The organism is Clostridium sp., assembly GCF_050717515.1.
Taxonomy (GTDB): Bacteria; Bacillota; Clostridia; order Clostridiales; family Clostridiaceae; genus Clostridium_AD.
Map to the genome: position 1 here is coordinate 1 of NZ_JBOITL010000026.1, position 13445 is coordinate 13445.

Here is a 13445-nt window from a genome sequence, read left to right on the forward strand (position 1 = left end):
TTAATCATGCCACTTGCCACGTGGGTGGCACCAATGGTATAATAGAATAACAAAAATATGTTTACAATAGAAAGGTAAATAAGAATGATAAAATTTAAAAAATTAGGTATTAATGACGATGTTCTAAGCATGCTCAAAATTCAAGGAATAACTGAGCCAACTCCAGTTCAAGAGCAAAGTATCCAATTAATAAAGGATGGTAGAGATGTTATAGCGGAGGCACAAACGGGTACTGGTAAGACCCTCGCGTTTTTACTTCCAATGTTTGATAATATGTCTGCTGATATAAATACAATTCAAGGATTAATAGTTACACCTACAAGAGAACTTGCAATACAGATAACTAGCGAAGCTAAGAAACTTGCAGAAGGTAAAAAATTAAATATCTTGGCTGCTTATGGTGGTAAGGATATAGGGGTGCAATTAAAAAAACTAAAGGGAAATATTCATTTAGTTATTGCAACACCAGGAAGATTACTTGACCATCTAAGGCGAGGTACAATTGAACTTGATAAGCTTAAAACCTTAGTAATAGATGAGGCAGATCAAATGCTCCTTATGGGATTTAAAAACGATATTGAAGATATAATAGGAAAAACTCCTAAAAATAGGCAGACACTATGTTTTTCTGCAACTATGGGTTCAGATGTAAAAAAGATGGCATATAAATATATGAATGATCCTAAAGAAGTAATCGTTAAAAAGGAACAAACAACTCTTGAAAATATAAAACAATTTTTAATAGAAACAACAGATAGAAAAAAACAAGAAGATTTATGCAGGGTTTTAGATGAAGATAATCCATTTATGGCTATTATTTTTTGTAGAACTAAAAGAAGAGTTGATGATCTTGAAATGGCTCTTTATAAAAAAGGTTATAATTGTAAAAAACTACATTCAGATATAACTCAAGCAAAACGGGAAAAAATAATGAAAGAATTTAAACACTGTGATATTCAATATTTAATTGCTACTGATGTAGCATCTAGAGGTCTAGATATAAATGGAGTTAGCCATGTTTATAACTATGATATACCTGAAACTGCTGAAGCATATATACACCGCATAGGAAGAACTGGAAGAGCGGGAGAAGAAGGATATACATATTTATTTTCAGCTCCAAAAGATAAATATCTATTAGATGCTATAGAAAAGAAAATAAAAGGTGAAATTCCTAGAAAGATTTTATAGTGGATTTTTATTACATAATTAATTCTGTATAATGATAAAATGCTTAAAGTTGGTTTAATAGCCAACTTTAAGTATTTTTAAAAAGCTAGTAATTTTACTGCACTTTCATTAATAAAAATATGGTTAAAACATCATCTACTTATAGAAGTAGGAGACTGTCCTTCTGAAATGTCGTTAAATAAATTTTTTGGCACTCTTCCAATGTTTAGAAGCTAAATCATACTTTTGAAAATCTGGTACAGCTCCATGGGTTTCAACTAGTGCTTTAGCTACTTTTTTTAAATCACTTCGTGTTTCACATTTAAAAGAATTTGATTCTTCTATTGATTGCATTACATCTTCCACCATTCCTTGGAACTTATTCATTATAAATCCTCCTTCAATTATAATATTTTAAATAGCTAGTATCTAATAAACTGTAATTGCTCTATTGTACATATAGTTTTAACTAATTAAAACTCTAATATACTTATTAATCATTTGAAAAAACAGACTAGTATAATGACTATTTTTTAAAGATGTCTTATATTTTCTAATGAAAAAAGCACACAACAACTAATATCATTAGGTACTGTGTACTTTTTAAAAATATATTAAGTTATAATTTTAAGTTTTACTATACGATTTTTACTGGTGTTTTGTATAATGAATTTTGTATCGTTGTAAATTATTGTCTCACCTGTCTTTGGAAGTCTTCCGTGTATTCCAGTAACGAAACCACCTATGGTATCAAAATCCTCTGACTCTATATTAAGGCCTATCATTTCATTAACCATGTTTATTCTCGTATTACCGGCAACGATATATTCATCTTCTTTGACAACTTCAATTTGGTCTGTATCATCGTCATATTCATCGTCTATATCTCCAACAATTTCTTCTACTAAATCTTCAATTGTTACAAGTCCCGCAGTACCACCATATTCATCTAATAAAATTGCTATAGGCACTCTTTTTAAACGCATATCAGCAAATAAATCCACAGTGCTCTTAAATTCATAAGTAAAATAAGGCACACGCATATGTTTTTCTATAGTAAATTCTTCTATTTCATTTTCGAAGAAAATTAAATCTTTAAGATATAGAACTCCAATAATATTATCAATAGTTTCTTGGTATATAGGAATTCTAGAAAATTGTTCTTGTTTAAAAATTCTTATGAGTTCTTCATAAGTGGAGGTTACATTTGCTACAATCATATCAGTTCTTGGAGTCATAACATCTTTTGCCTGTGAATCTCCAAATTCAAATACATTATAAATCATTTGCTTCTCTTCGCCTTCTAAAACCCCTTCTTCATGACTTACACTGACCATAGTTTTCAACTCTTCTTCAGTAATAAAGGGTTTTTGCTTATTAATTTCTCCACCAAGTATTTTTATAAATGTATTTGTTATATAAATTAATACTACAATAAGTGGATTTAAAACGAAGGTAATTACACTTAGTGGTGGAGCAACTTTTAAAGCGATTTTTTCGGAATTTTGTGCAGCTAATGACTTTGGTGTTATTTCACCAAAAATTAATACAAGAATTGTCATTATAGCGGTGGCAATACCTACTCCAGAGTCTCCCCAATATGTAATTGCTAAGGAAGTTGCTAGTGCAGATGCGCCGATGTTGGTAACATTATTTCCTACTAAAATACTTCCTAAGAGTTTACTTGGGTTTTTAAGTAATCTATTAATTCGATCAGCACCTTTAATTTCTGAGTCTACCATATGTCTTAATCTAATTTTGCTTAAAGTCATCAGTGCAGTTTCAGAAGCAGAGAAAAAGGCTGAAAATAATAATAAAATCACTAAGAATATAATTTGCCACGCATCGGGGTCCATAATATGTTCACGCTCCTTAAGATATAACCTAATAAAATTATACCATAAAATGAGGGATATTAAAATAAATTATCATTAATATTTTAAACTATTGTATTATATTGTATATAAATACACTTAGTTAAAATCTAGTGATAGTTAGAAAAGTATCTTGTTAATTTGTTATTTAGTGCAATAGATAATATTTTTACATATTGTAGGATTATAATTATAAAAAAAGCTATTAAAAAATAGTGATAAGACAGAAGCGTTTGAAATTTATAAGAAAATACATACAATAGGCAAATTAAATTGGATACCAAAAGGCCACCTATAGGTTTTTTAAGTGAATTATCCGTTTTTTTAGCATAACTATATATTAAAAAGATAATACAAAAAATTATTCCTAAAAATAATAAGCTTGCATAGGTAAATGTGAAGCTAGAAGTAAAAATTTCTTTTGAAAACATATTTTTTTTAAAAACCAGATATCGCATGACACCCATTTTTCGATCTGATAGATATTGGAGCAACAAAGGTGGAGCCAATATAAGTAATTGTAACAGGGTAATTATTCTTTTAAACATTTTGTTTGTAGAATTTTTCAAATCTTGCACCTTCCTTCCCCTAGATTATGTTTGCTATTAAAATATAACACAAAAGGGCAATATTTTGAATACGCCCTTTTGTGTTATATTTATTATTTAGCTTTTGGTTCACCTTTTTCTACAGGGTTTTTAGGGTTTGAACTCCATTCATACCAGCCATTACTGTATAATGAAATGTTTTTTAGTCCCATTACATCAGCATAGGTTAATACTTCAGCAGCTCTCCAACCAGAACCACAAAAGAAGGAAAGTCTTTGATCTGGAGTAATTCCTTGCTCTTTCCACATAGCTAGTATTTCGTCTTTATTACGCATGGTGTTATCTATATTTCTATAGTCTTGCAGGTGATTTGCATCACTACCTGCATGACCCCAAGTAGAGCCGGCTGGTCTTCCCATGAATTTTAAATCACTATAACCAGATATCTTGCCAGTATATTCATCCCAGCTTCTTATATCTACAAGCTTGCTACTGGCTTTATCCGCTAATATTTTTTTTGCGTTGTTTATGTCTATTATATATCCCTTATTTACGGGTACAATAGCGCCAAAAGAACTTACAGGTTTTTTTGGATTAGAAATTGTTTCTGTTTCATAACCAGCATTTCTAAAGGCAGCAGTTCCTCCATTTAACACTCGAACATCTTTAACTCCAATATACTTTGCTATTGCAGCAATTCTGAAAGATGCCATTGGGTCAGATCCGTATAGAACAATTGTTGTGTCTGGAGTTAATCCGTTTTTTTCTGCAAATGTTTGAAGAGCGGCATCGGAGTTAATACTCCAAAGTGGAGCTGATTCTATTTCATCTGTATTTATATGCACTGCACCTTTAATATGTCCTTTTACGTAATCCTTATCTTTAGACTCTTCTCCCCAGGCAACCTCGAAAATTTTATATTTATCATTAGTATAAGTTTCTGGTTTTTTGCCATTAACCAAGTCATTTACAAAGGAAGGTGGAACTAATATCTTATAGTTTGCATAGTTTTCCATTGGAAGACTATTATCAGCAGCCCACTGTTTAACGTCATATGTATAAATATTTATTATTCCTTTTTGTTTTAAGTATGTTGCAACGGCCTGTGTATCTTTTCCGTTTGCATCGCAAAGTACAATATTCTTATCTTCTAAAATATTTTTTGTTTTTAAAGCTTTTTCTAAAATTTTATCCTTTTCCTTATCTTCTACCTTTAACCAATTAGCAGAAAAATCTGTAGCACCTTTTATGTGTCCACCACGCAGCACATCATCTAGTTTCCAACCATTAAAGGCGCCATTTGATCTTGTATCCACTATTACCCAGTCCTTGTTTCCTAGTTTGTCTTTTAAATCTTTAGTGCTTATAGTTTTAATCCCTGATGCACTATTAGTTGTTGTGTCTTTTTTTACCTCTTTATTATTTGAACAACCACTAAAAGACATTGCAGTAGTTACAGTAATAAGAGTAGCTAACATAAGTTTTGTAAATTTTTTCATAGTAATCCCTCCTAAGTAAAAAAAATTCTATCATATTGCGACAAAATATACTAATTAATTATTCTGATAAGTAAGCTATTAACTATTTGAATTTCCTATAGTTGTGATATATTATTCTCTAAGAAACCAAAATTAATGCAATTAAGTGTATTTTTTTGTTGGTATTTATCAAATACAGGGAACTTATAGTATATATAGTGTATGAAATGTTATTATATATGTTATTATATATGTGAATATATAGTTGAAACTCTACTATAAGTATAATTAAAAAGGAGCTAATGCATGACGAAAACTAAGTCGCATAAAATTAAATTATTTATTTTACTATCAATAACTTTAATTATTATTATTACAATGATTAAAGGAAGTGGTGAAATTAGCCATACAGAAAAAAATGTACCCTTGGCAGTAAATGGGGTATTAGACCTGAGAAATTGGGATTTTAAAGCAGATGGTATGATAAAACTTAATGGAGAATGGGAGTTTTATGATAATCAATTACTTATACCGGAGGATTTTAAAAGTGACGCTAAAACAAATCTTAAATACAAATATTTACCAGGAAATTTTGGTGGTCATGGATATTGTACATATAGATTGAAGCTACTTATGAATAATAAAGAGGAGCTTTATTCAGTAAAAATAAATTTTATACAAAACGCATATGAGCTTTGGGCGGGCAATAAATTAATAACCTCTATTGGACAAGTGGGGAAAGCTAAAAATAAAATGATTCCACAATTAGCTCCAGCTATAGGCTCTTTTTATGTAGAAAAAGGAGAAACATATTTAGTCCTTAGAGTTAGTAATTTTTATAATGTATATGGATATATAGACACATTAGTACTGGGCAAATCAGAAGAAATTACAGCGATGAGGGAGAAAAAGATAGCCCTAAGTCTATTTCTTTTTGGCTGTTGCCTAATGGCGGCTATATATAGTTTTGGAGTTTTTATTAATAGAAGAAAAGACAAGGCGCAATTATATTTTGCAATGATTTGCGTAATAATTGCCATTAGAACGTTATTTATGGGGGAAGGATTTTTAATTTCACTATTACCTGATTTTAATTATATCTTTTCTACAAAAATAAAAATATGGACATTTTACTCATATATTCCCTTTATTATTTTGTGTATAAATAAATCTTATAAAAAAATAATGTCACCTAAATTAGTTAAAACATCTAATTATATAGCTTTAATTTATACATTAATTATAATTTTTTTTCCCGTTCAGTATTATTTATACTATATAGCGCCTTTTGAAGCATTTGCACTGTTATCTATATTTTATATGATGTACAAAATCTCTAAAATATACATGAATCGGGGACAAACTGATTCTATAGTTGTGGTAGGCTTGTTTGCACTTTTTATTACAAGGATTAACGATATCTTGTATGAATACAGTATTGTATTTACTGATTCATTCGCACCCATTGGCATATTAATATTCATTATTGTAAATTACTATGTTTTAGCAAAGCAGCAAGCTGATAAACTTTCCAGTGTTGAAAATATTAGTGCAAAACTTAAATCATTAAACGATCTAAAAGATGATTTTCTTGCGGTAACTTCTCATGAGCTAAAAACTCCATTGAATGGAATTATCGGTTTAACAGAAGGAATAGTTACCAATAAAGGAGGTAATTTAGATGGTGAGCTTAGAGAGGATTTATCTTTAGTAAACTCTAGTGCTAAAAGATTATCTAACTTGGTCAATGATATGATGACATTTTCTAAGCTTAAAAATAATGAAATTGTATTACATAGAAAACCAGTTAATATAAGTAATGTGGTGGAGATGGTAATAAAATTTAGCCGGATATCTATAAATAATAAAAATGTTATTTTTACAAATATGATTGATAAAGATGCACCTTATGTATTTGGGGATGAAGACAGAATACAGCAAGTTTTATATAATTTAATTGGTAATGCTATAAAATTCACACATACAGGAAAGATAACATTGTCTTATGCTGTATTAAATTCTTTTATTGAGATTTGTGTAATGGACACAGGAATAGGGATTCCAGAGCAGAAGCTTCATAAAATTTTTAATAGATATGAGCAGGTGGATGGAATTTCAGAAAAATATGGTGGAACTGGAGTAGGACTTTATCTAACTAAACGACTTATTCAAATACAAGGTGGCACTATATGGGTTTCCTCTACTATAGGAAAAGGAAGTAAATTTATGTTTACTATTCCACTATGCACTGCAGAAGACTTAAGGGCTAATCCAAAGGAAAGCCACCAAAATAAAAACAAGGGAGAAACAGTAGCTGAAGATTCAAAGTACTTAGAGTTAAAACCTGATTTAGTAAGCATATCTTTGGAGCATGGTAAAAAAAATAATAATGAAAATATAAAAGTAGCAAGCAAAGATAAATATAGAATTTTAATAGTTGATGATGAGTATGTTAATCGAAAGGTATTAAAAAATTATCTAGCAAAGGACAAATTTGAAGTTTTAGAAGCAACTTCTGGAATAGAGGCATTGAGGATAGTAGAAGAGACTGCAGATTTGGATTTAGTAATTCTTGATATGATGATGCCAGATATTTTAGGGTATAAAGTATGTGAGATTATTAGGAAAAAACATTCCATTTTTGAACTGCCAGTGTTAATTATGACTGCAGATAGTAGCCTAGAGCACTTAGTTATATCTTTTGAATGTGGTGCAAATGATTATTTAAGGAAACCTTTTAATATGCACGAGCTACTTTGTAGAATAAACACTTTAATAACTTTAAAGCATTCAGTAAAGCAAGAACTATCCTTAGTACATGAGCTTGGAATAGCTAATAATCAAGTTAAGCAGCTTAGTATGCAAAGTGCCAAAACTAGTAAACGGGTTGAAGAACTTATGGCATATGACAAGGTCAAAACAGATTTTTTTGCTAATTTGTCACATGAACTTAGAACTCCTCTAAATGTAATTTGTAGCACAATACAATTAATAAGATCCCTTGATGGATCAAAAAAACTAGGTGATGAAAAGATAAAGTATTATATCAATATTATGAATCAAAACTCCCTAAGGTTACTTAGACTTATAAACAATATAATAGACACAACTAAAATAGATACAGATTATATAAGCCTTCAATTAAAAAATGGAGACATAGTTTATGTTGTAGAGGAAATATCGCAATCTGTAGCTGAGTATATAAAAAACAATGGAATAACCCTTATATTTGATACTGATATAGAAGAAAAGACTATTGCATTTGATGAAGAAAAAATAGAAAGAATTATGCTGAATTTACTATCTAATGCGGTTAAATTTACAGAGAAAAATGGAAGTATTCTAGTCAACATATATGATAAAGGTGATTTTATTAAAATATCTATAAAGGATACAGGTATTGGAATACCAAAAGATAAGTTAGAATTTATTTTTGAACGTTTTGCTCAAATTGATAAATCCACATCAAGGCAGAATGAAGGCAGCGGAATAGGACTCGCCTTAGTAAAATCTCTTGTAGAAATGCATGGCGGGGAAATTCATGCAGATAGTGTTGAGGGATTAGGAAGTGAATTTATAATAACACTACCAGTTAGAACAATTGATATGAAGCAAGAGGAAGATAATCTTAAAAATAAGAATGGGTTCGAAACAAACCATAAAGAAAATTTATCCATAGAGTTCTCAGATATTTATAAATAGATTTATTGTATATAGAATTATAAAATAAGTAAATACCCACGCTGAAAATTATTTAAAATTTTTAGCGTGGGTATACTATTGTAAAATAAGTTTATAGTTTACTAATATTTATTTTCATTTGTTCCAGGGTCAGACCACCTTTTATAGCAGAAACAATATTGCCTTCCTTATCTATAAAGAAAGAAGTAGGAAGGGCAGAAATATTATATTGTGCAGCTACATTTTGACTTGAATCTACTAAAACAGTGAAATTATATTTATTGGTATCTATAAAAGATTTTACTTTGGCTTTGTCCTCACCGATATTCACAGCTAGAATAACTAAATCAGAATCCTTTGTTTGCTGGTATAATTTTTCAATAGTAGGCATTTCGGCTTTGCAAGGACCACACCAACTTGCCCAAAAGTTAAGAAATACTTTTTTACCTTTAAAATCACTAAGGGATACATCTTTACCGTTTAAATCTTTAAGTTTAAAATTTAAAGCAGCAATCTTACTGGCATCAGAGCTTTTCACCGTGGAAGAATCCTTGCTAGAAGAATCTTTGCCAAAAGAAGAATCCTTGCTAGAAACAGAATCCTTTTCTGTAGTAGTTATTCCTAAATTCTTAGATTTGTTTTTATTGTAATCTACTACAGTATAAATACTTATTCCAAATACTAAAACAACTACTAGTGGTAAAATTATTTTTTTCAATATTAATCCTCCAATCAGTTTGATAATAATCTAAAAATTAAAGAAATCTAAATAACGGCTTAAAATATTCACTTTATTAGTGAATATTAATATACCCATTAAAAGTAATAGTATTCCACTTATAGTGGATATTACAGGTAGATATTTAAAAATAGCATTTTTATGCTTTGTAAAGCTACCTATAGCAAGTGCTGTTAATATAAAAGGAACAGCAAGACCTAGGGAATATACTGAAAGCAGAAGGATTCCTTTCCCTATGGTTTCAGAACTGCTAGCATACATAAGAATGGAAGATAGAATTGGTCCTATGCAGGGAGTCCAACCAGCGGCAAAGGCCATACCCATAAGTATAGAACCGAATTTGCCACTAGCTTTATTAAAGGAGAAAAATCTTTTTTCTCTATAAAGTAGTTTGATCTTTAATAAGCCCATGGTATGAAGACCGAACACTATCATTAGTAAACCACTGATTTTTCTGAAAATGCTTTGATTTGAAATAAAAATTTTGCCTAGGGTTGTTATAGAAGCTCCCATTAAAATAAAAATAATAGAAAAACCAATGACAAATCCAAAAGATTTATATAAAATATTTAATTTAGCTTTTTTATCATCTAGTTCATTAACGGCTGTTCCCGTTAAATAACTGATGTATGCTGGTACTAGTGGTAAAACGCAGGGAGATAAAAAAGAAAGTAATCCCGCTGAAAAAGCTAATATAAGAGAAATATTGTTCAATTATGCATCACCTCCTAAGATCTTAACAAGTTAAAAGAATTCAAGTGAAAAATTACATGTTTATCATATAACAGTAGGCTGTCATATTGTAATACTATATCATATTATATTGCATGTAGCATTTATATTTAAAAATATGGTTAATATAACTACAGAAAAAAAATTCTACTATGATATCATTATAGGTATACAATTAGTAACTATGGTTCATATAAGTATCTACTTGCAAAAAATGAACAAACAGTATAAAATTATAAATGAACTTAAAATATGATGATGTTTATGGTATATCCTAAGGGGAAAGGTTGATATGATGATTTTTAAAAGACTTACAATAGAAGACAAAGATACTTTAGAAAAATTTATATATCCATATAAATTCCTAAGTTGTGAATATTCTTTTACAACTTTATATATATGGAGAGAGGCTTGTGATATTTGCTTTACTATTCATAAAGGGGCTCTAATAATAAAGAAAAAGGATTTCGAAGGAAGATACTATTTTATGCAGCCTTTGGGCTATAGCACGGAAAATCTTAAAGAGATAATAGATGCACTAATGGACTATAAGACAGAAAATAGTATGCACTACTTATTTAAAGATCTTGACGAAGTGTTTATGGAAGAGATAAGTAACATATATGATGATGTTAGGGATATTTGTATAAAAGAAGATAGAGATAATTTTGACTACTTATATGAAGCAGAAAAACTTATAAAGCTTTCTGGTAAGAAGCTTCATGGTAAAAAGAATCATTATAATTCTTTTATAAAGAGTTACAAATATGAAGTTAAAGACATTAAAGGTGAACAAGTGATAAGAGATGTAATAGTAGCTGCAGAAAAATGGTATGCCATTAATGAAGAAGATGATGATATGCTTTATTACGAATTACAGGGAATAAAAGATCTTCTTAAAAACATTGAAATTGTAAATATTAAAGGTATTGCTGTTTACGTAGATGAAAAAATAGTTGCTTTTAGTTTAGGAGAAAAACTAAATGATAATTTGGCAGTAATTCATATAGAAAAGGCAGATATGGATTATAGTGGCGTCTACAGCTTTATTAACAAAACTTTTGTTGATAGATGTTTCAGTGATGTTAAGATAATTAACAGGGAACAAGACTTAGGAATTGCAGGTCTACGGAAATCTAAACTATCTTATCACCCTTTCAAACTAGAGAAAAAATACATTTTTAGTTTTTCTCAATGTTTAGTAAGTGATGTTTAAAAAAATAGACTAGCATATAGCTAGTCTATTTTTTCGATAATAAAGTTAACCATATTTCAGCACTCAAGGTGATGAGATATGGAATTAAAGCTAGAGAGAAGGTAATAATAAAATGAGAAATCTTTTGGTTGGTGAAAAAGTAAAACTTACGTCTATAAACCAGGAAGATGTTTTGGAATTTCAAAAGTGGTACAATGATGCATCCTTTATGCGTCATTATGATATAGTGAGTGCAATGCCTAAAACCATAGAAGATGTAAAAGAATTAGTTAGTGAGGCACAAAAATCTAATACAGCTTATATTTTTGCTATTAAAAATATTCATCAAGAAGAATTTATTGGAGTTACAGGATTTGAAGATATATCTTGGAATAATGGAACCGCTTTAATATATATAGGAATAGGTGGTGAAAAACATAGGGGCAAAGGTTATGGAGCGGAAGCTCTTAAATTAACTATGGAGTTTGGATTTCAGGAACTAAATTTCCATAAAATACAGCTTACTGTGCTTGAATATAATGAACCTGCTATAAAGCTATATGAAAAATTTGGATTTAAAAGAGAAGGGGTCTATAGGGAATTTATTCATAGAGATGGCAAACGGTATGATATGTATTTATATGGAATATTGAGGTCGGAATGGGATACAATAAAAGTGAAATAAATATAAAAGTTAAATAAATATAAAAAACACAGTAGAGCAAGTATAAAATCTACTGTGTCTTTTGCTTTTCATTAATTTAATATTCCCTAGTATTTGTTTTTAGTTCCTTGCTGTGCAGCTGTTTTGCTAGCATTTCCGTTACTCATATATCCGTTTTTGGCATTTTTACTATCTTCGCTTTTAGCAATAGTGTTTTGGTTTTTTTCTTTAATGTTTTTGTTTTGGCTCATAAAAGACATCTCCTTTATTAATATTCTTTAATATGGTAGCCATAAAAAATTATTTTATACTAAAAAACTATATTATTTTATAAATATTGCTAAAAATACTATTCCTAATTTCAAAGAGTAAGCGTTGAAGGACTTCCAATATATTTGTAAAATAACTTCTATAACAAGGATAGTAAAGTAAAATTATTAAAGAGATTAATGTATGAACACTTAAAAATGTGAGAGCTTAAAGAAAAATAAGGAAGGAGTATGTATGTGAATATAAAAAATAAAGATTTAGCACAAATTCACCTAGCAGTTTTTTTGTTTGGAATAGCAGGGTTATTTGGAAAACTACTTTTGTTGCCACCTATGATAATTGTACTAGGGAGGGTCTTTTTTTCAAGTGTTTTTTTATTGGTTGTTATGCTTTTTCTTAAGAAAGACATAAAATTAAAACAGAAAAAGGATTATGTTTACCTAGCGGTAATGGGATTAATCTTAGCAATTCACTGGAGTGCTTTTTTTAAATCAATTCAGGTTTCTACAGTGGCAATAGGACTCCTGATATTTTCTACATTTCCTGTGTTTGTTACTTTTCTTGAACCTTATTTTTTTAAAGAGAAAATTGTGATAAGAGACATTATAATTGCAATTATTACACTGCTGGGAGTAGCACTTGTAGTTCCAAAGTTTAAGTTAGGAGATAATTTAACGGAGGGTGTTTTGTGGGGAATATTGTCTAGTTTTACCTATGCGATTCTATCAATGCTTAATAGAAAATATGTAAAAGAATATTCAAGTGTAGTAATTGCTTTTTATGAACAATTCGTAGCTACACTTGTATTAATTCCTTTTTTATTTTTATTAAAACCTATTTTTAAACCTACAGATATATTTTTACTGATTTTATTAGGTATTGTTTTTACTGCAATATCTCACACGTTATTTATTAATGGTTTAAAAAGTGTTAAAACACAAACAGCAGGCATTATTTCTAGCTTGGAACCAGTATATGGTATTATTTTTGCTCTGATTATTATTGGAGAGGTACCAACTATAAGAGAAATTTTAGGTGGTGTTATTATTTTAGGAACTGCCTTTTATTCAACTATAAAATCACAATAATTCACA

The 13445-nt window shown here is 29.4% G+C and carries 11 protein-coding genes; 5 read left to right on the forward strand and 6 right to left on the reverse strand.

The window, feature by feature from the left end; genetic code table 11:
- Positions 1-84 precede the first annotated feature (84 nt).
- Positions 85-1191, forward strand: coding sequence for a DEAD/DEAH box helicase (locus ACREV6_RS12020; protein ID WP_431578268.1), 1107 nt, complete (start codon positions 85-87; stop codon positions 1189-1191).
- A 174-nt stretch (positions 1192-1365) separates the two neighbouring features.
- Here the strand turns inward: ACREV6_RS12020 and ACREV6_RS12025 are convergent, their stop codons facing one another.
- The 3 genes from ACREV6_RS12025 to ACREV6_RS12035 form a co-directional block, all read right to left on the reverse strand.
- Positions 1366-1557 carry a hypothetical protein gene (locus tag ACREV6_RS12025; protein WP_431578269.1) on the reverse strand — a complete coding sequence of 64 codons (192 nt, stop codon included), beginning with the start codon at positions 1555-1557 and terminating at the stop codon, positions 1366-1368.
- Between the two features lie 227 nt (positions 1558-1784).
- Positions 1785-3026, reverse strand: coding sequence for an HlyC/CorC family transporter (locus ACREV6_RS12030; protein WP_431578270.1), 1242 nt, complete (start codon positions 3024-3026; stop codon positions 1785-1787).
- A gap of 679 nt (positions 3027-3705) precedes the next feature.
- Positions 3706-5091, reverse strand: coding sequence for a sulfurtransferase (locus tag ACREV6_RS12035; RefSeq protein ID WP_431578271.1), 1386 nt, complete (start codon positions 5089-5091; stop codon positions 3706-3708).
- Positions 5092-5376: 285 nt separating this feature from the next.
- Between ACREV6_RS12035 and ACREV6_RS12040 the strand changes: the two genes are divergently transcribed.
- Positions 5377-8772 carry an ATP-binding protein gene (locus ACREV6_RS12040; protein WP_431578272.1) on the forward strand — a complete coding sequence of 1132 codons (3396 nt, stop codon included), beginning with the start codon at positions 5377-5379 and terminating at the stop codon, positions 8770-8772.
- Positions 8773-8863: 91 nt separating this feature from the next.
- Here the strand turns inward: ACREV6_RS12040 and ACREV6_RS12045 are convergent, their stop codons facing one another.
- Both ACREV6_RS12045 and ACREV6_RS12050 read right to left on the reverse strand, forming a co-directional pair.
- A complete protein-coding gene (locus ACREV6_RS12045) occupies positions 8864-9469 on the reverse strand; it encodes a TlpA disulfide reductase family protein (RefSeq protein WP_431578273.1) in 606 nt (201 codons plus the stop codon).
- A 30-nt stretch (positions 9470-9499) separates the two neighbouring features.
- A complete protein-coding gene (locus ACREV6_RS12050; RefSeq protein WP_431578274.1) occupies positions 9500-10204 on the reverse strand; it encodes a cytochrome c biogenesis CcdA family protein in 705 nt (234 codons plus the stop codon).
- A 310-nt stretch (positions 10205-10514) separates the two neighbouring features.
- On the opposite strand from ACREV6_RS12050, the gene ACREV6_RS12055 reads away from it, so the two are divergent.
- Entirely contained in the window at positions 10515-11438 is a 924-nt protein-coding gene (locus tag ACREV6_RS12055; protein ID WP_431578275.1) for a DUF2156 domain-containing protein, read from the forward strand.
- 112 nt (positions 11439-11550) lie between these two features.
- Positions 11551-12102 carry a GNAT family N-acetyltransferase gene (locus ACREV6_RS12060; RefSeq protein ID WP_431578276.1) on the forward strand — a complete coding sequence of 184 codons (552 nt, stop codon included), beginning with the start codon at positions 11551-11553 and terminating at the stop codon, positions 12100-12102.
- Positions 12103-12188: 86 nt separating this feature from the next.
- Here the strand turns inward: ACREV6_RS12060 and ACREV6_RS12065 are convergent, their stop codons facing one another.
- On the reverse strand, positions 12189-12332 hold the full coding sequence (locus ACREV6_RS12065) for a hypothetical protein (protein WP_431578277.1): 144 nt from the start codon (positions 12330-12332) through the stop codon (positions 12189-12191).
- A gap of 255 nt (positions 12333-12587) precedes the next feature.
- Between ACREV6_RS12065 and ACREV6_RS12070 the strand changes: the two genes are divergently transcribed.
- On the forward strand, positions 12588-13439 hold the full coding sequence (locus ACREV6_RS12070) for a DMT family transporter (RefSeq protein ID WP_431578278.1): 852 nt from the start codon (positions 12588-12590) through the stop codon (positions 13437-13439).
- The last annotated feature ends 6 nt before the right edge of the window (positions 13440-13445 follow it).